Below are 20,887 nucleotides of genomic sequence, written 5' to 3'. Positions count from 1 at the left end.
ACCATGGCCGAACGCAGCGAACATCGCGAACTAAGTCCGAACGAGCAGAGCCTGAGCAAACAGAGCCTGAGCAACCAGACTCTGACTGGGGCCACCGAGGCGCGGGGCCTGGAGGCGCTGATCTCGCGCGCGGCGCGGGCCGGCAAGGGGCCGGCGCCGGTCGAGCGCTGGAATCCGGATTTCTGTGGCGATCTCGACATGGAGATCAAGGCCGACGGCACATGGTTCTATCTCGGCACGCCGATCGGGCGCATGCCGCTGGTGCAGCTCTTTTCCAGCGTGCTGCGCAAGGATGCCGACGGCAAGACCTATCTGGTGACGCCCGTCGAGCGGGTCGGGATCCGCGTCGTCGACGCGCCCTTCGTCGCCGTCGAAATGAACGTGTCCGGGAGCGGGGACGACCAGGTCGTCACCTTCCGCACCAATGTCGGCGACGTCGTCGCGGCCGGTCCCGGTCAGCCGCTGCGCTTCGTCGACGAGGACGAAACCGGCGGGTTGAAGCCCTATGTGCTGGTGCGCGGACGGTTGGAGGCGCTGGTGGCGCGGCCGGTGATGTATGAACTGGTCGAGCATGGTGAGGAAATCGACATCGACGGCAGCGCGATGTTCGCCGTCCGCTCGGGCGGCGAGGTCTATCCGATCATGCCGGCCGAGAAGCTGAAACGGCTGAGCGCGTGATGGACCAGGTGACGCCGGCGCCGTTTTCGATCGCGGACTTTCGGGCGCGCGTCGCCGCGCAGGTCGCGATCGGCTCTGGCGACGATTTCGGCGACCATCGCTTCAATCCCGGCCATCCCAGGCTCAAACACATCAAGCCATTGCGCGACGCGGCGGTGCTGATCCCGGTGATCGACCGTGCCGAGGGCGCCATGGTGCTGCTCACCAAACGCGCCGAGAAGCTGCGCAGCCATTCCGGCCAGGTGGCTTTTCCGGGCGGCACCATCGATACGACCGATCCAAGCCCCGAGGCCGCCGCTTTGCGCGAGACCTTCGAGGAGATCGGCCTCGATCGTGGCCATGTCGAGATCATCGGCCGCATGCCGGACTACGTCGCGGGCAGCGGGTACCGCATCGTGCCGGTGCTTGCCATCGTGCGGCCCGGCTTTTCGCTGACGCTCAATGCCGACGAGGTCGACGCCGCCTTCGAGGTGCCCTTGAGCTTCCTTATGGACCCGGCCAATCACGCGCGCGACAGCCGCATGTGGAACGAGCTCGAATGGTTCTTCTACGAGATGCCCTATGGCGGCCAGCGCATCTGGGGCGTCACCGCCGGCATCATCCGCACGCTCTATGAAAGGCTTTACGGTTGAGCGCTGAGGCGTCACTCTCGGGCAGGGCCGATTGGCTGGCCGACAAGCATCTGCAGAAGCTTCTTACGGCGCTGCAGCAGGGCGGCGAGGAAGCGCGTGTCGCAGGCGGCGCGGTCCGCAATGCGCTGATCGGCCAGCCGGTCGCCGACATCGATATCGCCGCGACCACCGTGCCCGAGGAAACGATCCGGCGCGCCGAGGCAGCCGGTTTCAAGACGGTGCCGACAGGCATCGAGCATGGCACGATCACGGTGATCGCCGGCGGCAAGCCTTATGAGGTGACGACGCTCAGGGCCGATATCGAGACCGACGGCCGGCGGGCAAAAGTGATCTTCGGGCGTGACTGGAAAGCGGACGCCGAACGGCGCGACTTCACCATCAACGCGCTCTACGCCGAAGCCGACGGCACGGTCGTCGATCTCGTCGGCGGCGTTGCCGATATCGAGGCGCGGCGGCTGCGTTTCATCGGCGACGCGGAGGCGCGCATCCGCGAGGATTATCTGCGCATCCTGCGCTTTTTCCGTTTCTTTGCCTGGTACGGCGACGGACGGCCGGACGCGGAAGGGCTGAAGGCCTGCGCAAGGCTGAAGGACGGGCTTGCGCGGCTTTCGGCCGAACGGGTTTGGTCCGAACTGAAGAAGCTGCTGTCGGCTCCCGATCCCTCGCGCGCGCTCTTGTGGATGCGTCAGGCCGGCGTGCTCACCGCCGTGCTGCCGGAGAGCGAGAAATGGGGCATCGACGCCATCCACGGCTTGGTCAAGGCTGGGAAAGATCTCGGCTGGGCCGCCGATCCTGTGCTGAGGCTGGAGGCGATCGTCCCGCCCGATGCCGTGCGCATGAAGACGCTTGGCGAGCGGCTGCGATTGTCGAACGACGAGGCCGACCGCCTGCGGCGTTGGGCGCTGACCATTGCGCCGGATGCGAAGGTGACCGAGACCGAACTGGCCCAGAAACTCTATCAGGGCGATCGCAATGGCTATGTCGATCGCATCCGGCTGGCGCTTGCCGCGGCGCGCACGCGTGCCGTCGAGGACAATCAGGCAATGATGGACGCTGGCGGCTTTTCACGCCTGCTCAATTTCACGCTGAAATGGCAAAAGCCGGTGTTTCCGATAAAAGGCGCCGACCTGACCGCGCTTGGCGCCTCGCCGGGGCCGAAGCTCGGCGCCACGCTGAAGAACCTCGAGAAGGAATGGGTCGAGTCGGGCTTCACCCTGGAACGCGGCGTGCTCATGAAACGCGCCGAGCAGGCACTGAAAACCTAGCGTGTTCAGGCGGCCGCGCCTGTCAATGGATCGCTACAGGTGCCAGCGCCCGCGACAGGCTTGCCTCGCCCTTGCCGTAGATGGACGGGTCGTAGTTCACCAGCGTGTCGGTGCGGGCCGTGTTGAGCAGGTCATTGGTGATTTGGACGGGCGTCGCCTTGGTGAACTTGCTGCCGATGATCGCAGCATAGCCGGAGATGATCGGCGCGGCGAAAGACGTTCCGTAGAGACCGGTCTTGTCGCCCTCGACGCCGACCACCAGGAAGTGGCTCTGCACAGCCGTGTTGGAGCCGGCATAGTCGGAATACCAGGCGAGCTGGGCCTTGTTGGCTGTGGTGCCGTTCGTCGACAGCGCGCCGACGAAGATCGCCGTCGGTTTGCCGATCAGGGCAAGGTCGAGATAATCCTGCTGGCCATCGGTGACCCCGCCGACAGCGACCGAGTCATTGCCGGCCGCCTTCGAGACGATGGCCGAACCCTTGGTGGCGTAGGAGATGATCGAGGACTCCTCTGGAGCCCACCAGATCTGGTTCGTGCTGTAGCCTGCGGTGGTGTACATGCCGTAGCTCAGGTTGAGCACGTTGAGGCCGCGTGCCAGCGAAACGGCCGTGCCCGTCGAGAAATCCTTGGAGCGGATGGTCGCGGCGGGAGCAATCATGCTTGCCTCCTCGCGCGTCCACTCGCCGTGCCGCTGGGTCTGCACGCCGATCCCGAAATTGCCGGAAAAACGCGACGTGCTGCTGAAGTCGTCGACCATCGTGATGGTGACGCCCTTGCCCTTGTAGCCGGCTGCCCATGCGGCGCCGACGTCGGGGCTCATCCAGTTCTGTACCGTTTGCGTTGTGCGCGCGACCGGGATCGTTGCGCTCACGCAGATGGAGCCGCCGCCATGGCAGAGCGCAGCCATCTCGTCCGCGCTGAGAACCTCCTGCGCCGAGGCAATGGGGGCCCAAAGGATGGCTAAAGCGGCTGCAACGCCCAACTTCATGATCATTCTCCAGTCCAACGAGAACCGGGACGGGCGCGAATTTGGGCACGAGATGATGTTCATTTGCGGCTCCAGCAATCAGAAAGTGAGACGGTAATTCAGCCAGAGATGCATGGTCTCCGGCTTGGCGTTGACCAGATATTTTAAGGTTTCCTCCGGCGCCGTCTCGCCCGCCGCGAGCCGGCAATTGACGCTGTAGGTGCCCAGGTCGCCATAGTCGGCTTCGCAAGGCTTTTCAGTGAGGCCGCCGCCGATGGTCGAGGTGACCGAAAGCGACAGCGTGCTGTTCGGATTGGGATGGATCTGGGTGAGAAAGCCAAGCTTCAGGCTGGGCTCGATACGGTATTTCTCGGCCTGCTCGCCTGTGCCAAATCCCCAAAGAATGCCGGTATCGGATGTGATCTGGGTAAGAAGGTCCGCATGCATATCGACCCAGCTCGCATGATACCAATGGGTGAACGATACCCAGCTTCCACTCTGCAACTCATAGCCGCCGTTGCCGAGGCCCCTGGCGCGATCGCTAAGTGGAGAACCCTGATGAATATCGACGAGCGAGGTCGTCCATTCCTGGGCCATTGCCGCGGACGCAAAGAGCAAGGCGCTCGACAGGAGCGCCGCGCAGAGACCGACTCCGATGTTGGACCGCTCGCGCATGCGCGAAGCACCTCGCCCCACCATTCCGACAGCGCCTTGATGGCGAAGGGCGCTCGGGCAGCCCCTCTGGCCGGATCATGGATCGGAGAATCGCACGCGCATCGTTACCGCAAGGTTATCCGAGCCGTTAGGAATATAAGAATTTGCTTGAATTATACGGAAAATGTTTCTGCCGGCGACCCGGGAGATCGCCGGCAGAAAGTTTGGCGCAGGCGTAAGCGGCGTTCCGCTCTTGCGTGTCGGCCCATCTGGTCGAATTCTGAAATTTGGCCGCTCAGGCGGCGTCGCGAACCTTCTGGATGCGCGAGCGGATCGCCTCGATCATCGTCTCGCGGATGATGGTCTCGCCATGCGTCTCGCGCATATGCTCGACGGCGCGGCGCATGACCTCCGCTTCCTCCTCGGCGCGCGTGTGCCAGTCACAGCCGGGAACCAGCGACCCGCATTGGAATTCCTTCATGACCCTTCCTTTCCTAGCGCGGGGTGGTTCGACCTTGGCCGGCCGCCCCTGTTGTCTTGGCAGTCCGGGAGGGAGCGACGCGCCTCTTCCGGTTGCACTGCCGGGCTATCATAACACCTGTGGAACGGTTCGGTTGCATCGAAGTCCCCTGTTTCGGATTGGAAAGAAAAGGCGGAGCGCTATGCCCCGCCTTTCCCTGCCGCCTGAGAACTGGAACCTTCAGAGCAAGGCCGTTACTTCATGATCTTGACGGCCTCGGCGATCTTGTTCTTGCCGCTCATGTCCCAGGACACGCGGACTTTCTCGCCGGCCTGAATGCCGGGATCCTTGAAGGCTTTGGACAGCTTGAATGTGGATCCATCCTCCAGAACAAGGCTCATTGCCGTTCCGTCAAAGCTCTTGACGGTGCCGGTTGTGTGCTTGACCGCTGCAAACGCGGCGCCGCCGGAGGCGAGAAGGGCGGCGGTTGCTGCCGTCACGATAAGCTTGCGCATGGCGTGCTCTCCTGGAATGCGGGTGCCCGATTTGGCGAGGCACCTCTCGTGATCAGGGTCGTCAAGTCGCGTCGGGTCACGGCCGGCGGGAGACAAATGATCTCCGCTTCGACCGCCGGCGCTTCCCGACCCGACGACCTTAAATAGCTCAATTTTTTCAAAAGGATATTAGACGAAAAAGATATCGTCCCTGCCACATTGCCGGCCAAGATTCGGCGAATTGGACAGCAATGCGGCCATCGCCGCACTCACCGGATCGTTACGGCCATTTTACCTCGGGCGGCAGGCTGGACAGGATCGAGGCGACATTGCCGCCGGTCTTCAGGCCGAAGATGGTGCCGCGATCGTGAAGCAAATTGAATTCGACGTAGCGGCCGCGCCGGATGAGCTGTTCGTCGCGCTCGCCATCGGTCCAGTTCTGGTTGAAATTGCCCCGCACCAGATGGGCATAGACGACGAGGAAGGAGCGGCCGACGTCCTGGACGAAATTGAGATCGGCGTTCCAGCCGCCCTTGTCCTCGTCCGAATGCAGCCAGTCGAAGAAGATGCCGCCGATGCCGCGCGGCTCGTTGCGGTGCGGCAGGAAGAAATACTCGTCGCACCAGGCTTTGAATTTGGGATAATCGGCGACGGCGGCGTTCTTCTCGCAGGCGAACTGCATGGCGCGATGGAAGGCAATCGTGTCGGGATCGTCCTGGGTGCGGCGACGGTCGAGCACCGGCGTCAGATCGGCGCCGCCACCGAACCACTGGCGCGTGGTGACGACCATGCGCGTGTTCATGTGCACGGCCGGCACGTTGGGGTTCCAGGGATGCGCAATCAGCGAGATGCCGCTTGCCCAGAAGCGCGGGTCTTCCTCGGCGCCGGGAATCTGTTTCCTGAATTCGGGCGAGAATTCGCCGTAGACGGTCGAAGTGTGCACGCCGACCTTCTCGAAGACGCGGCCGCGCATCATCGACATGGTGCCGCCGCCACCCTTGCCTTCGTCGCGCTCCCACTGAGTCTTTTCGAAATGGCCGGGCAACCATGACGCTTGCGGGCCGATGAGTTCCTGCTCGAGCTGCTCGAAGGTGGCGCAGATGCGCTCGCGCAGGGCCTCGAACCAGAGGCGGGCCTTCATCTTCTTCTGTTCGATGTCGGCCGGCAGCCCCACGGGAAGGTCAGGTCGTTCCAAATCCGTCTCCAGTCACAGGCCCAATTGCCCGACAAATGACTCGTTTTTTCTGCGCGCGATCCCTAATCTCTTAAAGGCAAGGGTCAAGTCCTGTCTGACCAAGGCGCAAAGGAGTTCCTTCGTGCGCACCCCGGCAAGACCGCCGCTGGATGGTTTGAAGAAGAGGCTGGAGCGCTCGCGGGCCGAGCGTGCAGGCCAGCCGCGCGACGGTTTCCTGCGCGAGACCTTCGTGTTGCCGAGGCCCGCCGCGCGCCTCAAGGCGAAGGAATGGTTCGAGCGTTTCCCCAAGCAGGCCTACTGGACCGAGATCGAAAGCTGGTTCGAGCGCCCGGGCGATGTGATCGAATTCACCATGCGGCGGCTGCCGGCGGCGGACTGAACAATCGTCAGGGCACCAATAGTCTTCTTGCCCCCGTACCCTCCCGGGCCAGTCGGTCTTCCCTGTTCCTCAGCGGACATTTGTCAATCGACATGCAGCCGCAGCCGATGCAATCCGTCAGGCCATCGCGCAATTTCTTCAACTGGTTGATCTTATGGTCGAGCCCGTCGCGCCAGGCTGTCGAAAGCAGGTTCCAATCCTCACGCGTCGGCGTGCGCTCTTCAGGCAGGGATTGGAACGCGGCGGCGATCTCGGCCAGCGAGATGCCGACTTCCTGGGCGACGCGGATAATCGCCACGCGGCGCAGCACGTCGCGGCTGTAGCGCCGCTGATTGCCCGACGTGCGGTGGCTGCGGATCAGCCCGCGCGCCTCATAGAAATGCAGCGCCGATACCGCAACACCGCTGCGCATCGCCACCTGGCCGACCGTCAATTCCCTCACTGGAGCCATTTCCCAAATTCTCGCTTGACCTCAAGTTAAGTTGAGCTTGTAGCCAAGAAACATCGATAGGGCAATTGCAGGAGAAGGCGATGTGCGTCTGGGCAAGAATGACGGCGGAAGGCACGGCGGTTCGGGATAGCGCGGAAGCGCGAAAGCTATTTTCCGAGCTGGCGGAGCGCTTCACCCGCGACCATGGCGACCGACAGCGCGACATTGATGCTGCGCGCGCCCGCTCGCATCGGAATGGTCAGTCGCGCATCGGCCGCCTCATGGACCTTTTCCGTCACGCCGGCGGATTCGCGGCCGAACAGAAGGATGTCGCCGGCGGCGAAAGCAAAGTCGGTATAGGCGGTCGCGGCCTTGGTGGTGAGCAGCACCAGGCGGCGCGCATGCGCCTTTCGCCATTCCTCGAAGGCGTGCCAGTCGGCATGGCGGGAAAGCGCCGCCATTTCGAGGTAGTCCATGCCGGCCCGTTTCAGCGCCCGGTCGGAGAGCGGGAAACCAGCCGGCTCGATGATATCGACACCGATGTCGAGGCAGGCGGCGAAGCGCAGGATCGTCCCGGTGTTGCCGGCAATATCCGGCTGGTAGAGCGCGATGCGGAGACGATCGTTCATTTTCGCATCCTGCTAATAAGTGGCAGATCGGCCACAGGCATCTCCCGCTTTCGGCAATTTCTGGACTGGCGGATGGCCATTTTCTGCGAAGTCGAGTATATGCCCACCATCGTCAACCCGAACCGAATGGAGGGGAACACATGATGACCATGCACATCCAGCTCCCATCCGGGGCTCACGTATGCCCGCAGGCGGTTTCGGTACGACGATTCTTCTGACACTTTAAGTCCTCATCGCACCGATTCCCGCCGAACCCAGTTTTCGGCCTTCGAAGGAATCTTGCGATGTTTTTCAAACTGCCAAAGGGGCGCCGCGCCCCAGCTGAGCGTGTCGGGACCGACGCTAGTCGTCTCCCGGCCGATTCGATCCGCGCCTTCGGCCGAATGCCGATGGTCGAGGCCGCATCACCCTTTTTAACGCATTTGCATATGGAGGACGGGCCGATGTTCGATCCCTACAAAATACCTGGTTCAAGAAGCCTGCACGAGCGCAAGGCGGCTACCTGGGCGCTGCTGATCGGCGAGACCTATTCGTCGGCCGTGCATGCCGAGGAACGGCGCAGGCCGCATCGCGGCATGCTGCCGGACGTCGATTTCTCGCGCGCGGTGCCCGACCACAGCCGGCCCACGCTGGTGCGCCGGATCATCCGCCTGATCCGGCCGGGCGACAGGAGCCGGGCAGGCTCCGGCCTTTCGTCGGGAAGTTCGGTGCCGTCAGGATCGTCGAACGAGCCTGTCGGCGAAATGCCGCCGAAACCCTATATTGCGCGTTGCAAGGCCGGCGATGCGGATGATTCCGTATCGCCGGCCCGCAATGCCGCGCGGCTGCAACGTCTAGCCCATCAATCCCGCGCCGCGTGAGCGCATAGATAAGCCGAGTGCCCGGAATGTTCCGCTGGTTTGAAAACAGGCTCGATCCGTTTCCCGCCGCAGAGCCGGTCGAGCCGCCGAAGACGCTGATCGCCTTCTGCGTTCATTATACGCGCGGCGTTTGGCCCTACATCGCCGTAGATGCGGTGCTGGTGGCGGCGATCGCCATCACAGAAGTGTGGATGTTCGGTTTCATGGGCCGCATCGTCGACTGGCTGTCGGCGCAGAGCCGGGAAACGTTCCTGCAGACCGAGAGCTGGAAGCTCGCCGGCATGGCTTTCATCGTGCTGTTTGCCCTGCCTGGTACGGTGTGGCTGCGTTCGTTGCTCAACCAGCAGACGCTGATGGGCAATTATCCCATGCGCATCCGCTGGCAGGTGCATCGCTATTTGCTGAAACAGTCGATGGCTTTCTACCAGGACGAGTTCGCCGGCCGGATCGCCACCAAACTGATGCAGACCGCACTCGCCGTGCGCGACTTCGTCATGAAGCTGATAGATGTCCTCAACTACGTGATCGTCTACTTCCTCGGCATGCTGTTCATCGTCGGTTCGGCGGATTTGCGGCTGGCCGCACCCTTGGGTGTGTGGCTGATCGGTTATGTCGCCTTGCTGTGGCATTTTATTCCGCGGCTGGGCAAAGTCGGCGAGGAGCAAGCCGACGCACGCTCGACCATGACCGGCCGCGTCGTCGACAGCTACGCCAACATCCAGACGGTGAAGCTGTTTTCGCACGCGCGCCGCGAGGCGACCTTCGCCAGGGAAGGCATGGCAGGCTTCCTCGACACCGTCTACCGTTCTATGCGGCTGGTGACGGTGCTTTACGGCCTGCTCTACATCCTGAACTCGCTGCTGCTGGTCTCTGTCACGGCGATCTCGCTGTGGCTGTGGCTCGGCCAGGCGGTGACGATCGGCGCAGTAGCCGTGGTCATCGGCCTTGTGCTGCGCATGTGGGGCATGTCGCAATGGATCATGTGGGAGATGTCCGTGCTGTTCGAGAATATCGGCACGGTGCAGGACGGCATCCAGTCGATCTCGCTGCCGCGCCTGGTCGAAGACAGGCCGGGCGCCAAGGACATCACCGTCGCCCGGGGCGAGATCCGCTTCGAGGACATCCGCTTCCATTACGGCAAGCAGAAGGGCGTCATCGAGAACCTGTCGCTCACCGTGAAGCCCGGCGAGAAGGTCGGTATTGTCGGACGCTCCGGCGCCGGCAAATCGACACTGGTCAATCTGTTGCTGCGCTTCTACGACCTGGAAAGCGGCAGGATCCTCGTCGACGGCCAGGAGATCGCGGCGGTGACGCAGGATTCGCTGCGCGCGCAGATCGGAATGGTGACGCAGGATACCTCGCTGCTGCACCGCTCGGTGAAGGAGAACATCCTCTATGGCCGGCCGGACGCGACCGACGAGATGCTTACCGAGGCGGCGCGGCGGGCGGAGGCGCTCGATTTCATCGGCGGGCTTTCGGACCACAATGGCCGCAAGGGTTTCGACGCCCAAGTTGGCGACCGCGGCGTCAAACTGTCCGGCGGCCAGCGGCAGCGCATCGCGATCGCCCGCGTCATGCTGAAGGACGCGCCGATCCTCATCCTAGACGAGGCGACGTCGGCGCTCGATTCGGAAGCCGAGGCGGCGATCCAGGAGAACCTCTACAAGCTGATGCAGGGCAAGACCGTCATCGCCATCGCGCACCGGCTGTCGACGATCGCGGCGATGGACCGGCTCGTCGTCATGGACAAGGGCCGCGTCATCGAGGAAGGCTCGCATGAGGAGCTCGTCGCGAGGGGCGGGCTTTATGCCCAGCTCTGGCAGCGCCAGTCGGGCGGCTTCCTGCTCGATGACGTGCCGGCCGGGCCGGATGCCAAGACGGCTCTATCCGAGATGGCGGCGGAGTAACGCTATCGCAATTGCAGCAATTCCAGGAAAGGTGCGTAGCAGTTTTCCGTCCAGAATGCGCAAAACAAAGACTTGGAGCGGCCCGGCGGTTCTGTGAGCCGTCGAGACGCTCCGGCATCAAGGTTACGGCGATTGCCGGGAATCGATCCCGGGCGTAACCACGACTTGGTCAGAGGCCGCCGGCGACCAGATCGTTCGCCGGCAGGTTTTTGGCCTCTACGAGAGAAAAATGTTCGACCGCATCTTCACCTGGTTCGAAAGCCGTTACTCGCCGGTGGCCCTGGCCGACGACAGGCAGCCGCCGATGGGGCTTTGGCGCTTCTACTGGTATTTCATAAGGCAGTTTCGCGCGGCCTATTGGCTGCGCATCATCATCGTTGCCGTCGCGGCGATAGTGGACGCGATGCTGCCGATTTTCGTCGGCCTGATCGTCGGCCTGCTCGCCAGCACCAAGCCGGGCGATTTCTTTGCCGCGCATGGGCCGCTGCTCGCCATGATGGCCTTCGTCGTGCTGCTGCGTCCGCTGTCGATGGTTGTCGACGGGCTCATCCGCAACCACGCCATCGCGCCGAACCTGATCGACCTCATCCGCTGGCAGAGCCATTGGCATGTCGTGCGCCAGGACTGGTCGTTCTTCCAGAACGACTTTGCCGGCCGCATCGGAACCAAGGTGATGCAGAGCGGCGATTCGATGGAGATGAGCGTCAACCTCACCGTCGATGCCGTCTGGTATGCGCTGGTCTTCGTCGCGGTCGCCATCGTGGTGCTGGCGCGGCTCGATCCGCTTCTCCTGGCTGTGGTGGCGGTGTGGCTGGTGGTCTATTGCCTGATCTTCTGGTCTGCGATGCCCAGGATCACGCAACGCTCGTCCCAATTGTCGGAGCGGTGGTCGCAGGTGAGCGGCCGCATGGTCGACAGCTATACCAACATCCTGACGCTCAAGACATTCTCGACCGGCGAGCATGAAGACAAATATGTCTCGCAAGCGGTGGCCGAGCACGCCGACACGTTTTACCAGCTGATGCGCGTTTTCACGCTGATGTGGTCGGCCTTGTTCATCCTCAACGCGGCGCTGCTCATCGCCGTTAGCTGGCTGGCGCTCGCCGGCTGGAACGCCGGCGCTATGACCACCGCGGCCGTGGCGACCGCAATACCGTTCGCGCTGCAGATCGCCAACATCTCCGGCAGGATCCTCGATGTCGGCGCCAACGTCTTTCGGCAGATCGGCGTTGCCAGCAACTCGATGACGACGATCGCGCGGCCGATCGTCATGCAGGATCAGCCCGACGCACCGGCCCTCGTCGTGACCGCCGGCGGCATCGAGTTCGACCGGGTGAACTTCAACTACTGGCGCAAGGACGGCAAAGGCGGCGTCATCGACGATCTGTCGCTGAAGATCGCGCCGGGCGAGCGGGTCGGCCTGATCGGCCGTTCGGGAGCCGGCAAGTCGACGCTGGTCAATCTCGTGCTGCGGCTGTTCGACGTCCAAGACGGCAAGGTGCTGATCGACGGGCAGGACATCCGCAACGTTTCGCAGGAAAGCGTTCGCGCGGCGATCGGCTTCGTCAACCAGGACACCTCGCTCCTGCATCGGTCCGTTCGCGAGAACCTCAAATATGGGCGCCAGGCGGCCAGCGACGAGGCGATGTTCAGCGCCGCCAAGGCCGCGCAGATCGACGATGTGATCGCGGGGCTGACCGATCCGCATGGGCAGAGCGGCTATGAGGCGCTTGTCGGCGAACGCGGGGTGAAGCTGTCCGGCGGCCAGCGGCAACGCATCGCCATTGCCCGCGTCATGCTGAAGGACGCGCCGATCCTCATTCTCGACGAGGCCACGTCCGCGCTCGATTCGGAAGTGGAGGCCGCCATCCAGGAGAACCTCTATAAGCTCATGCAGGGCAAGACCGTCATCGCCATCGCCCACCGCCTGTCGACCATCGCGGCGATGGACAGGCTGGTGGTGATGGACAAAGGGCGCATCGTCGAGGACGGCTCGCACGAGACGCTGATCGCCAAAGGCGGGCTCTATGCGCAGCTCTGGCGACGCCAGTCGGGCGGGTTCCTGCTCGAGGAAAAGCAGGCGGCCGACGGTCTGGCGACGAAAGGTGAAGCCGCCGAATGATGCAGGCCATCTATCGCTGGTTCGAGCACTGGGTCTACCCGTTCCGCGAGCCCGCGAATCTGCGGCCGCCCGCCAGCGTCGGCGGCTTCCTTTGGCACTATGTCGGGCAGGCGAAGCTCGCCTTCTTCGCCATGCTGATCATCGGCGGCATCGCGCCGCTGGTCGAGGCCGGCCTCTTCTATTTCGTCGGAAGGCTGGTCGATATCCTCGACCAGTTGCCCGGCGAACGCAGCTGGCATGCGCTTTGCGCCGCAGCCGGTCCCGAGCTGTTGTTCATGGGCGCGGTGGTGCTTGTCATCCGCACGACCATCGTCGGCCTGTCGGCGCTGGTCGACGAGCAGACGATCACGCCAGGCTTCTACAATCTGGTGCGCTGGCAGGCGCACCGGCATGTCTCGCGCCAGTCCTACGCCTTCTTCCAGAATGATTTCGCCGGCCGCATCGCGACAAAAGTCTGGCAGGCGGGGCAAGCGACGGGCGACCTGATGGAAAGCTTCATCGAGGTCGTGTGGTTCATGATCGTCTATACGGTCACCACGCTGGCGCTGGTCGCGGGGTTGGATCTGCGACTGGCCGTCATGGTGGTGGTGTGGATCGCCGCGTTCGGCTGGCTGGCGAAACTCTACCTGCCGGCGATCCGCAAGTATGCCGAGGCGACAGCCGAGGCCGGCTCGATGATCACCGGCCGCCTCGTCGATTCCTATTCCAACGTGCAGACGCTGAAGCTGTTTTCGGCCGACGGCGACGACCGCTATATCCGCGGCGGCTTCGGCATCTATCTCGACGCGCTGCGGCCGTTCACGCGCCGGCTGACCGGCGTGCGCATGGCGCTGACCATGCTCTCCGGCGTCATGATCACAGCGATCGCTGCCTTCGCCATCTATCTGTGGGTCGAAGGCTCGATCACGGTCGGCGCCGTCGCCTTCACCCTGTCGCTGGTGCTGAGGCTCAACATGTTGCTGGGAAGGCTGATGATGCAGCTCAACGGCATCCTGCGAAATCTCGGCGTGCTTGAGAATTCCAAGGCGCTGATCTCACAACCGCTCGGCCTGACCGACGCGCCGGACGCCAAGGAGCTGGTCGTCAGTAGCGGCCGCATCGACGTCAGCAACGTCACTTTCCATTACGGCAAGGGGGCAGGGGTGCTTGACGGCATCGACCTCGTCGTGCATCCGGGCGAGAAGGTCGGCCTGGTCGGCCCGTCCGGCGCCGGCAAGACGACCTTGGCCAATCTGATCCTGCGCCTCTACGACCTGGAGGGCGGCCAGATCCTGATCGACGGCCAGGATATTGCCCATGTGACGCAGAACTCGCTGCGCGGCAATATCGGCGTCGTCAGCCAGGATACAGCACTGTTCCACCGCTCGCTGCGCGACAACATCAAGCTCGGCATGCCGGACGCCACCGATGCGCAAGTGATCGCCGCGGCCAGGAAGGCTGAGGCGCATGACTTCATCCTGGGACTGCGCGACACCAGAGATCGCGCCGGCTACGAGGCCTATGTCGGCGAGCGCGGCGTGAAACTCTCCGGCGGCCAGCGGCAGCGCGTCGCTATCGCCCGCGTCTTCCTCAAGGATGCGCCGATCCTGATCCTCGACGAGGCGACCTCGGCGCTCGATTCGGACATCGAGGCGGCGATCCAGGAGAACCTGACCAGGCTGATGGAGAACAAGACCGTGATCGCCATCGCGCACCGGCTCTCGACCATCGCAGCGCTTGACCGGCTGGTGGTGCTCGACGGCGGCCGCATCATCGAACAGGGCACGCATGACGAGTTGGTGGCGCTCGACGGGCTCTATGCGCGGCTCTGGAAACGCCAGTCCGGCGGCTTCCTGTTCAACGAGGAAAGCGCGCTGGAAGAGACTCGGCCGGCGGAGTAGAACGGCACCATGTCGGTACGCATGCCTACCAATTTCGGACGGTCAGGCGCGCAGGAAAGCGCCCTCGATCTCCTCGGCCACGAGATCCTCGCCGAAAAGGCGGCCGCGCTCGGCCGCGCCGGCCAGCGCGTGGAGCAAACCCTTGCCAAACTGCGCGAAGGCGGCGAGGGCGAGCATCGCAACCGGCTGCTCAAGGAAGCGGCCGCGGCCGTCCACGCCTATTTCATCCAGCGCGAGCTTTGCGGTCTGCGCAAGCATGACGCCGTGATCCGGGAGTACAATATTCCGCGCGCGGTGCTGGTCAGGCTCGGCGCCAGCTAAACAGCTATTCCAGCCACTCGGTGATGAAGTGGCCGTTCTCGTGGATGTCGGTGCTTTCGAGCGGGCCGGGGCCGAGATTGGTGAATTTGTGTGGCGTGTCGGGCGGCACGATCAGGATCTGTCCGGCCGTGGCCTTGATCTCCTGGTCGCCGATAGTGAACAGGCCGGTGCCGGAGCGGATGACGAAGATTTCCGCATACGGATGCTTGTGCAGGCGCGGGCCGCCGCCGATCGTCGGCTGATAGTTGAATATCAGGCAGGAATTGGCACCGAACTGGCCGCATTGCAGCTCGCCTATCCAGAGGTCGGGGGCGTCGGCCCAGCTGTAGCGTTCAATGACATACGCCATGACGGCAGAATAGACCGGGCCAGCAGCCGATGTCGAGGCGAACACGGGCCCGATTTCTCCCCGGATTTCCCGCTGTTCCACCCTGTCCGGCGGCCGGGCCGGGATGCATCGGCAACGGCCGCCGCGCATGCCCGCGACAATCTGCCCTTGTGGTCTCACCCCGCTGGACAAAAACGGGCCGCACGCATAAACCGAACTCCAAATGCCGGAGGAATTCGCTAGCCTGTTCGCCATGCGCTGTCGGGCAGGTGCGATTGAGCGGGGACAAGGCTCGGCCTCCGGTTAGGAAGAGGCGAAAGGATCAGGCACCCGTGAGCGCAACCGACATCCACGATCCCAACCGTCGCGATTTTCTCTATGTAGCGACCGGCATGGCCGCCGTTGTCGGCGCTGGAGCCGTCGCGTGGCCATTCATCGACCAGATGCGCCCCGATGCCTCGACGCTGGCGCTTGCTTCGGTCGAGGTCGATGTCTCCTCGCTGCAGCCGGGCAGCTCGCTGATCGTCAAATGGCGCGGCAAGCCGGTGGTGGTGCGTAACCGCACCGAAAAGGAAATGAAGGACGGCGAGGCCGTCAATCTCGCCGATCTCAAGGATCCGATCGCGCGCAATGCCAACCTGCCGGCCGACGCGCCGGCGACCGACGCCAACCGCACCACGCCGGGCAAGGAAGCCTGGATGGTGATGGTGCAGGTCTGCACCCATCTCGGCTGCATCCCGCTCGGCCAGGAAGGCGATTTCGGCGGCTGGTTCTGCCCGTGCCACGGTTCGCAATACGACACCGCCGGCCGCATCCGCAAAGGCCCGGCGCCGGAGAACATGGCGATCCCGGTCTTCAAGTTCATTTCCGATACCAAGATCCTTATCGGTTGAGGCAGGGGACATTTCGATGAGCGAGGGACACTCAACCTATACGCCCAAGACCGGTATCGAGCGCTGGTTCGACGCCCGCATGCCGCTGCCGCGGCTGATCTATGACAGCTTCGTCGCCTATCCGGTGCCGCGCAACCTCAATTACATGTGGACGTTCGGCGGCATCCTGTCGATCATGCTGGTCGCGCAGATCCTCACCGGCATCGTGCTGGCGATGCACTACACGTCCGACACCAATCTCGCCTTCGATTCGGTCGAGAAGATCATGCGCGACGTGAATTCGGGATGGCTGTTGCGCTATCTCCATTCCAACGGCGCTTCGTTCTTCTTCGTCGCCGTCTACATCCACATCTTCCGCGGCCTGTTCTACGGCTCGTACAAGGCGCCGCGCGAGCTTTTGTGGATCCTCGGCTGCATCATCTACCTCCTAATGATGGCCACCGGCTTCATGGGCTATGTGCTGCCCTGGGGTCAGATGAGCTTCTGGGGCGCCACCGTCATCACCGGTTTCTTCAGTGCCATCCCGCTGGTCGGCAACTGGATCCAGCAGCTGCTGCTCGGCGGCTTCGCCGTCGACGACCCGACGCTGAACCGCTTCTTCGCGCTGCATTACCTTTTGCCGTTTATGATCGCCGGCGTCGTCGTGCTGCATATCTGGGCGCTGCATGTCGTGGGCCAGTCGAACCCGACCGGCATCGAGGTCAAGTCGAAGACCGACACCGTCGCCTTCACGCCCTATGCGACCATCAAGGACGCGTTCGGCATGATCGTGTTCCTGTTCGTCTTTGCCTATTTCGTCTTCTATCTGCCGAACTATCTCGGCCATCCGGACAACTACACGGTTGCCAATCCGCTGAAGACGCCGGCCCATATCGTTCCGGAGTGGTACTTCCTGCCGTTCTACGCGATCCTGCGCGCCATCACCTTCAACATCGGCCCGATCAACTCCAAGCTCGGCGGCGTGCTGTGCATGTTCGGCGCCATCGCCATGCTGTTCCTCGTGCCGTGGCTCGACACCTCGAAGGTGCGCTCGGCGGTCTACCGTCCGTGGTACAAGCTGTTCTTCTGGCTGTTCGTGGCCGATGCTATCCTGCTCGGCTGGCTGGGCTCGCAGCCGGCGGAAGGCAGCTACGTGTTCATGGCGCAGATGGCGACTTTGTTCTACTTCGCCTTCTTCCTGGTCGTCATGCCGGTGCTTGGCCTGATCGAGACGCCGCGCAGGCTGCCGAACTCGATCACCGAGGCGGTGCTTGAAAAGAAAAAGGGCGGCAGCGGACATCTGGCAGGCATGACCGCCGCGCCGGAAACCAAGGGCTGAGAATCTGAGGGGATTTTGGGTATGAAGAAGATTCTCGCCTCGCTGGCGCTGGTCGGCCTGATGGTTGCGGGTACCGCTGCCATCGCCGAGGAAGAGCAGAACCCGGCCGCGCCGACGCATTTCCCGATCAACGAACCGAAGGAAATGAGCTGGAGCTTCGCCGGCCCGTTCGGCACCTATGACAAGGCCCAGCTGCAGCGCGGCCTCAAGGTCTACAAGGAAGTCTGCTCGGCCTGCCACTCGATGAACCTGGTGGCCTTCCGCACGCTGGAAGGGCTCGGCTACTCGGACGCGCAGATCAAGACGCTGGCCGCCGGATACACCATCCATGACGGCCCGAACGATGCCGGCGACATGTTCGACCGTCCCGGCAAGCCGTCGGATCACTTCCCGGCGCCGTTCCCGAATGAGCAGGCCGCTGCTGCCGCCAATGGCGGCGCCGCGCCGCCCGACATGTCGCTGCTTGCCAAGGCGCGCGGCGTCGAGCGCGGCTTCCCGCGCTTCATCTTCGATATCTTCACCCAGTACGCGCAGGGCGGCCCGGATTACATCCACTCGCTGCTCACCGGCTACGACCAGACGCCGCCGGCCGGCATGGTGATCCCGGAAGGCACGCACTACAATCCGTACTTCCTGTCCGGTGTGTCGCTGAAGATGCCGAAGCCGCTCTCCGACGGCCAGGTGACCTATGACGACGGCTCGCCGCAGACGGTCGACCAGTATGCCCGCGACGTCTCGGCCTTCCTGATGTTCGCGGCCGAGCCGCATCTCGAGGAACGCAAGAAGACCGGGTTTCGCGTCATGGTCTTCCTGCTGCTCTTCGGCGCACTGGTCTACATGACCAAGCGCAGGGTGTGGGCCGACGTGGCGCACTGAGGCGCCGTCGACCGCAAATTTGAAAGGGCGCCACAGGGCGCCCTTTTTGCATTTCGGTACGCGCAAACCGCAGGCTATGTCACATGGCCGTCATTGCGCGTGGCGATCCTGCCTTGCCCCTACTTCAAAGGATCGTACCCATGAAAAGATTCGCATCGCTCGCGGCCGGTTTCCTGCTGCTTGTCACCGGATATGCCGCCCATGCCGACGAGGCGCAACCCTTCGTCACCAACAAGGACATCGACTTGACGATGATCTTGCCGCCGCCGCCGGCCAACGATTCGGCGGAAACCAAGGCCGAGCTCGGCGAGGTGCTGACGCTGCAGGTGACGCGCACACCGGAAATGGAAAAGCGCGCCATCGCCGATGCCGAAGAGAATGTCTGGCGCTTCGCCGATGTCATGGGACCGAAGTTCAACAAGGAAACGCTGCCGAAATTCAGCGCCTTCTTCGATCGCGTCGTGGCGACCGAGGGCGCCGTCGTCGATCCGGCCAAGGACGTCTGGAAGCGTCCGCGCCCGCATCAGCTCAGCGATCTGGTCAAGCCGGTCGTGAAGCTGTCGAACTCCGGCTCCTGGCCGTCTGGCCATGCGACGGTCGGCACCATGATGGGCATCATCCTTGCCGACATGGTGCCGGAGAAGCGGGCCGAGATCATGGCGCGCGCGGCCGAATTCGCTCACAACCGCGTGGTCGGCGGCATCCACTATCCGTCCGACATCGAGATGGGCAAGATTTCCGGCAGCGTGATAGCCGCGGTCCTGCTCAACCGTCCCGATTTCAAGGCCGAGTACGAAGTGGCGCGTTCCGAGCTGCGCTCGGACCTCGGCATGTAGTCGCGCGGTAGCGCCTGCTTTTCGAAGGGCGCCTTCGCGGGCGCCCTTTCCGTTATGGCCGAGGCCGGTCGGTGCCGATCCTTTGCCGGATGTGCTTGTCTCTGGCTCGACATCGCGGTAGCCCTTGTCGGTCGCGTCGGGCAGCAATGGCCGACGCCGCCACATCCGACAGCCGGACACGCGGAAAGCCTCGATGAAATCGTCCCTCGAAGACACGCTGCTTGCGGCCATCCGCACCATTCCGGACTATCCGAAGCCCGGCATCCTGTTTCGCGACATCACCACGCTGCTTGGCGACGCGCGCGCCTTCCGCCGCGCCATCGACGAACTGGTGCATCCCTATGCCGGGCTGAAGATCGACAAGATCGCCGGCATCGAGGCGCGCGGTTTCATCCTCGGCGGCGCCGTAGCGCACCAGTTGTCGGCGGGCTTCGTGCCGATCCGCAAGAAGGGCAAGCTGCCTTACGAGACGGTACGCGTGGCCTACAGCCTCGAATACGGACTGGACGAGATGGAGATGCACAAGGACGGCGTCTCGCCGGGCGAGAAGGTGATCGTGGTCGACGACCTGATCGCGACCGGCGGTACGGCGGAAGCGGCGGTGAAGCTGCTCAGGCAAATCGGCGCCGACATCGTCGCCGCCTGCTTCGTCATCGACCTGCCGGACCTCGGCGGCCGCCGGAAGCTCGAAGCGCTCGGCGTGCCGGTGAGGACGCTGATCGGGTTCGAGGGGCATTAGGAAGTAGTGAATAGTGAATAGTGAATAGTGAATAGTGAATAGTGACTACTTACTACTCACTACTCACTATCCCACCTTCACCAGCACGGCGCTGTCGAACTCGATCACCTTGTCGCTGGTCGAATCGAAGCCTTCCGAGCGCAGCGTGAGCAGGTTCCAGCCCGGGCGCCCGGCAAGCGGCCGGTGCGCCAGCGCGGTGCGTGTGAAGGTCACCGTCTCTCCGGCATAGACCGGCTTCAGCCATTTCAAATTGCGGAAGCCGGGCGAGGGGCCGAATTCGGGCTGCGGGCCGGGGCCGGTCCAGCGCACGCCCTCGGTCTCCATGCGCTTTCCGAGGTTGTATTTCATCCAGGTGGCGGCGGTGTGCCAGCCCGAGGCGCAGAGGCCGCCAAGCACGCTCTTCTTCGCCGCCTCTTCATCGACGTGGAAGATCTGCGGATCGTACTTTTTGGCGAACGCCTTGATCTCGTCGGCCTCGAACTTGTGCGAGCCGAGCGTGACCGTCTCGCCGATCAAGAAATACTCGTCCAAAGTCATGACAGGTCCTTTGCGGCATCACGCGCGAGGAACATGCCGGTGTTCTCGAGCTCGAAGACACTCTCGCCGCGCTGGTTCACGAGTTCGCTGCGCATGGTGATCAAGCCGAGCTGGGGCCGCGATTTGGACTGGCGCTTGGACAGAATCGTGACCGTGCCGCGCAAGATGTCGCCGGCCAGCACCGGTTTCTTCCATTTCACATGCTCGATGCCGGGCGAGCCCTGCGAGGTCGAATCGAGCAGGAAGGCGTCGCACAGCATGCGCATGAACATCGCGCAGGTGTGCCAGCCCGAGGCCGAAAGACCGCCAAGGATGCTGGCCTTGCCGGCTTCCTCGTCGAGATGCATCGGCTGGGCATCGAACTCCGCGGCGAATTCGATGATCTCGGCAGCGCTTACAGTCTTGCTGCCGATGTCCAGCGAGGCGCCCTCGACGAAATCCTCATAAGCCCAGGTCTTTCCGGTCATGTCGGCAATCCGGTTATCCC

Annotated in this window: 24 protein-coding genes; 14 read left to right on the top strand and 10 right to left on the bottom strand. The window is 63.4% G+C overall.

The annotated features are described in order from the left end of the window. Window positions 1-3: 3 nt before the first annotated feature. Genes O7A05_RS02425 through O7A05_RS02415 form a run of 3 tightly spaced genes read left to right on the top strand, consistent with a single transcriptional unit; the run spans window position 4 to window position 2,575 of the window. The gene (locus O7A05_RS02425) at window positions 4-678 is read left to right on the top strand and encodes a DUF1285 domain-containing protein (RefSeq protein WP_337091444.1); all 675 of its coding nucleotides are present in this window, start codon (window positions 4-6) and stop codon (window positions 676-678) included. Beyond that, the gene (locus tag O7A05_RS02420) at window positions 678-1,310 is read left to right on the top strand and encodes a CoA pyrophosphatase (RefSeq protein ID WP_337091323.1); all 633 of its coding nucleotides are present in this window, start codon (window positions 678-680) and stop codon (window positions 1,308-1,310) included. Before O7A05_RS02425 ends, O7A05_RS02420 begins: the two co-directional genes overlap by 1 nt. Then, window positions 1,307-2,575, top strand: a complete 1,269-nt coding sequence (locus O7A05_RS02415) for a CCA tRNA nucleotidyltransferase (RefSeq protein ID WP_337091322.1) — start codon at window positions 1,307-1,309, stop codon at window positions 2,573-2,575. The genes O7A05_RS02420 and O7A05_RS02415 overlap by 4 nt, the downstream gene beginning before the upstream one ends. 22 nt (window positions 2,576-2,597) lie before the next feature. Here O7A05_RS02415 and O7A05_RS02410 read toward each other — a convergent pair whose 3' ends face one another. The 5 genes from O7A05_RS02410 to hemF form a co-directional block, all read right to left on the bottom strand. Further along, window positions 2,598-3,563 carry a S8 family serine peptidase gene (locus O7A05_RS02410; RefSeq protein ID WP_337091321.1) on the bottom strand — a complete coding sequence of 322 codons (966 nt, stop codon included), beginning with the start codon at window positions 3,561-3,563 and terminating at the stop codon, window positions 2,598-2,600. A 78-nt stretch (window positions 3,564-3,641) separates the two neighbouring features. Beyond that, window positions 3,642-4,217: a hypothetical protein gene (locus O7A05_RS02405; protein ID WP_337091320.1), complete on the bottom strand. Its 576-nt coding sequence runs from the start codon at window positions 4,215-4,217 to the stop codon at window positions 3,642-3,644. A 274-nt stretch (window positions 4,218-4,491) separates the two neighbouring features. Continuing rightward, window positions 4,492-4,677 (bottom strand): DUF1059 domain-containing protein, encoded by a 186-nt coding sequence (locus O7A05_RS02400; RefSeq protein ID WP_040989704.1) that lies wholly within the window; start codon window positions 4,675-4,677, stop codon window positions 4,492-4,494. 233 nt (window positions 4,678-4,910) lie between these two features. Further along, complete coding sequence (locus tag O7A05_RS02395; protein WP_224516736.1) at window positions 4,911-5,171, bottom strand: DUF1344 domain-containing protein; 261 nt, start codon at window positions 5,169-5,171, stop codon at window positions 4,911-4,913. Between the two features lie 259 nt (window positions 5,172-5,430). Further along, window positions 5,431-6,345 (bottom strand): oxygen-dependent coproporphyrinogen oxidase, encoded by a 915-nt coding sequence (gene hemF, locus O7A05_RS02390; RefSeq protein ID WP_337091319.1) that lies wholly within the window; start codon window positions 6,343-6,345, stop codon window positions 5,431-5,433. Window positions 6,346-6,466: 121 nt separating this feature from the next. Between hemF and O7A05_RS02385 the strand changes: the two genes are divergently transcribed. Then, the gene (locus tag O7A05_RS02385; RefSeq protein ID WP_112099415.1) at window positions 6,467-6,724 is read left to right on the top strand and encodes a hypothetical protein; all 258 of its coding nucleotides are present in this window, start codon (window positions 6,467-6,469) and stop codon (window positions 6,722-6,724) included. Between the two features lie 7 nt (window positions 6,725-6,731). Here O7A05_RS02385 and soxR read toward each other — a convergent pair whose 3' ends face one another. Both soxR and O7A05_RS02375 read right to left on the bottom strand, forming a co-directional pair. Next, a complete protein-coding gene (soxR, locus tag O7A05_RS02380) occupies window positions 6,732-7,175 on the bottom strand; it encodes a redox-sensitive transcriptional activator SoxR (RefSeq protein WP_337091318.1) in 444 nt (147 codons plus the stop codon). 146 nt (window positions 7,176-7,321) lie between these two features. Further along, complete coding sequence (locus tag O7A05_RS02375; RefSeq protein ID WP_337091317.1) at window positions 7,322-7,783, bottom strand: tRNA (cytidine(34)-2'-O)-methyltransferase; 462 nt, start codon at window positions 7,781-7,783, stop codon at window positions 7,322-7,324. Between the two features lie 443 nt (window positions 7,784-8,226). Here O7A05_RS02375 and O7A05_RS02370 point away from each other — a divergent pair, with 443 nt between their 5' ends. The 5 genes from O7A05_RS02370 (at window position 8,227) to O7A05_RS02350 (ending at window position 14,873) form a co-directional block, all read left to right on the top strand. Then, window positions 8,227-8,643, top strand: a complete 417-nt coding sequence (locus O7A05_RS02370; RefSeq protein ID WP_337091316.1) for a hypothetical protein — start codon at window positions 8,227-8,229, stop codon at window positions 8,641-8,643. Between the two features lie 26 nt (window positions 8,644-8,669). Then, complete coding sequence (locus O7A05_RS02365; protein ID WP_337091315.1) at window positions 8,670-10,550, top strand: ABC transporter ATP-binding protein; 1,881 nt, start codon at window positions 8,670-8,672, stop codon at window positions 10,548-10,550. Window positions 10,551-10,779: 229 nt separating this feature from the next. Then, window positions 10,780-12,672: an ABC transporter ATP-binding protein gene (locus tag O7A05_RS02360; RefSeq protein ID WP_337091314.1), complete on the top strand. Its 1,893-nt coding sequence runs from the start codon at window positions 10,780-10,782 to the stop codon at window positions 12,670-12,672. After that, the gene (locus tag O7A05_RS02355) at window positions 12,669-14,552 is read left to right on the top strand and encodes an ABC transporter ATP-binding protein (RefSeq protein WP_337091313.1); all 1,884 of its coding nucleotides are present in this window, start codon (window positions 12,669-12,671) and stop codon (window positions 14,550-14,552) included. Before O7A05_RS02360 ends, O7A05_RS02355 begins: the two co-directional genes overlap by 4 nt. Window positions 14,553-14,561: 9 nt before the next feature. Then, window positions 14,562-14,873 (top strand): DUF6665 family protein, encoded by a 312-nt coding sequence (locus O7A05_RS02350; protein ID WP_337091312.1) that lies wholly within the window; start codon window positions 14,562-14,564, stop codon window positions 14,871-14,873. A 4-nt stretch (window positions 14,874-14,877) separates the two neighbouring features. Here O7A05_RS02350 and O7A05_RS02345 read toward each other — a convergent pair whose 3' ends face one another. Further along, window positions 14,878-15,222 (bottom strand): cupin domain-containing protein, encoded by a 345-nt coding sequence (locus O7A05_RS02345; RefSeq protein WP_224516767.1) that lies wholly within the window; start codon window positions 15,220-15,222, stop codon window positions 14,878-14,880. 311 nt (window positions 15,223-15,533) lie between these two features. On the opposite strand from O7A05_RS02345, the gene petA reads away from it, so the two are divergent. The 5 genes from petA (at window position 15,534) to O7A05_RS02320 (ending at window position 19,863) form a co-directional block, all read left to right on the top strand. Beyond that, window positions 15,534-16,094, top strand: a complete 561-nt coding sequence (petA, locus tag O7A05_RS02340; protein WP_112126775.1) for a ubiquinol-cytochrome c reductase iron-sulfur subunit — start codon at window positions 15,534-15,536, stop codon at window positions 16,092-16,094. A gap of 16 nt (window positions 16,095-16,110) precedes the next feature. Further along, window positions 16,111-17,412 carry a cytochrome b gene (locus O7A05_RS02335; RefSeq protein ID WP_337091311.1) on the top strand — a complete coding sequence of 434 codons (1,302 nt, stop codon included), beginning with the start codon at window positions 16,111-16,113 and terminating at the stop codon, window positions 17,410-17,412. Between the two features lie 21 nt (window positions 17,413-17,433). Beyond that, the gene (locus O7A05_RS02330; protein WP_337091310.1) at window positions 17,434-18,288 is read left to right on the top strand and encodes a cytochrome c1; all 855 of its coding nucleotides are present in this window, start codon (window positions 17,434-17,436) and stop codon (window positions 18,286-18,288) included. 140 nt (window positions 18,289-18,428) lie between these two features. After that, the gene (locus tag O7A05_RS02325) at window positions 18,429-19,124 is read left to right on the top strand and encodes an acid phosphatase (RefSeq protein WP_337091309.1); all 696 of its coding nucleotides are present in this window, start codon (window positions 18,429-18,431) and stop codon (window positions 19,122-19,124) included. A 193-nt stretch (window positions 19,125-19,317) separates the two neighbouring features. Then, complete coding sequence (locus tag O7A05_RS02320; protein ID WP_040989677.1) at window positions 19,318-19,863, top strand: adenine phosphoribosyltransferase; 546 nt, start codon at window positions 19,318-19,320, stop codon at window positions 19,861-19,863. Between the two features lie 66 nt (window positions 19,864-19,929). On the opposite strand, the gene O7A05_RS02315 is transcribed toward O7A05_RS02320, so the two are convergent. Further along, window positions 19,930-20,400, bottom strand: a complete 471-nt coding sequence (locus tag O7A05_RS02315; protein WP_337091308.1) for a MaoC family dehydratase — start codon at window positions 20,398-20,400, stop codon at window positions 19,930-19,932. Further along, window positions 20,397-20,867 (bottom strand): MaoC family dehydratase, encoded by a 471-nt coding sequence (locus O7A05_RS02310; protein ID WP_337091307.1) that lies wholly within the window; start codon window positions 20,865-20,867, stop codon window positions 20,397-20,399. The genes O7A05_RS02315 and O7A05_RS02310 overlap by 4 nt, the downstream gene beginning before the upstream one ends. Between the last annotated feature and the right edge of the window lie 20 nt (window positions 20,868-20,887).

Source organism: Mesorhizobium argentiipisi (SeqCode) (assembly GCF_037179585.1).
GTDB classification, from domain to species: Bacteria; Pseudomonadota; Alphaproteobacteria; order Rhizobiales; family Rhizobiaceae; genus Mesorhizobium; species Mesorhizobium argentiipisi.
This window is presented reverse-complemented; position numbering and strand designations above follow the sequence as displayed.

Bases quoted from the DNA above. Each gene is read 5' to 3' on its own strand.
- O7A05_RS02405 (WP_337091320.1), bottom strand. From the start codon at position 4,217: ATGCGCGAGCGGTCCAACATCGGAGTCGGTCTCTGCGCGGCGCTCCTG.
- soxR (WP_337091318.1), bottom strand. From the start codon at position 7,175: ATGGCTCCAGTGAGGGAATTGACGGTCGGCCAGGTGGCGATGCGCAGC.
- O7A05_RS02315 (WP_337091308.1), bottom strand. From the start codon at position 20,400: ATGACTTTGGACGAGTATTTCTTGATCGGCGAGACGGTCACGCTCGGC.
- O7A05_RS02350 (WP_337091312.1), top strand. From the start codon at position 14,562: ATGTCGGTACGCATGCCTACCAATTTCGGACGGTCAGGCGCGCAGGAA.
- O7A05_RS02370 (WP_337091316.1), top strand. From the start codon at position 8,227: ATGTTCGATCCCTACAAAATACCTGGTTCAAGAAGCCTGCACGAGCGC.
- O7A05_RS02420 (WP_337091323.1), top strand. From the start codon at position 678: ATGGACCAGGTGACGCCGGCGCCGTTTTCGATCGCGGACTTTCGGGCG.
- O7A05_RS02335 (WP_337091311.1), top strand. From the start codon at position 16,111: ATGAGCGAGGGACACTCAACCTATACGCCCAAGACCGGTATCGAGCGC.
- O7A05_RS02320 (WP_040989677.1), top strand. From the start codon at position 19,318: ATGAAATCGTCCCTCGAAGACACGCTGCTTGCGGCCATCCGCACCATT.
- O7A05_RS02425 (WP_337091444.1), top strand. From the start codon at position 4: ATGGCCGAACGCAGCGAACATCGCGAACTAAGTCCGAACGAGCAGAGC.
- O7A05_RS02395 (WP_224516736.1), bottom strand. From the start codon at position 5,171: ATGCGCAAGCTTATCGTGACGGCAGCAACCGCCGCCCTTCTCGCCTCC.
- O7A05_RS02325 (WP_337091309.1), top strand. From the start codon at position 18,429: ATGAAAAGATTCGCATCGCTCGCGGCCGGTTTCCTGCTGCTTGTCACC.
- O7A05_RS02400 (WP_040989704.1), bottom strand. From the start codon at position 4,677: ATGAAGGAATTCCAATGCGGGTCGCTGGTTCCCGGCTGTGACTGGCAC.
- O7A05_RS02365 (WP_337091315.1), top strand. From the start codon at position 8,670: ATGTTCCGCTGGTTTGAAAACAGGCTCGATCCGTTTCCCGCCGCAGAG.
- O7A05_RS02345 (WP_224516767.1), bottom strand. From the start codon at position 15,222: ATGGCGTATGTCATTGAACGCTACAGCTGGGCCGACGCCCCCGACCTC.
- O7A05_RS02410 (WP_337091321.1), bottom strand. From the start codon at position 3,563: ATGAAGTTGGGCGTTGCAGCCGCTTTAGCCATCCTTTGGGCCCCCATT.
- O7A05_RS02355 (WP_337091313.1), top strand. From the start codon at position 12,669: ATGATGCAGGCCATCTATCGCTGGTTCGAGCACTGGGTCTACCCGTTC.
- O7A05_RS02330 (WP_337091310.1), top strand. From the start codon at position 17,434: ATGAAGAAGATTCTCGCCTCGCTGGCGCTGGTCGGCCTGATGGTTGCG.
- O7A05_RS02310 (WP_337091307.1), bottom strand. From the start codon at position 20,867: ATGACCGGAAAGACCTGGGCTTATGAGGATTTCGTCGAGGGCGCCTCG.
- O7A05_RS02360 (WP_337091314.1), top strand. From the start codon at position 10,780: ATGTTCGACCGCATCTTCACCTGGTTCGAAAGCCGTTACTCGCCGGTG.
- O7A05_RS02375 (WP_337091317.1), bottom strand. From the start codon at position 7,783: ATGAACGATCGTCTCCGCATCGCGCTCTACCAGCCGGATATTGCCGGC.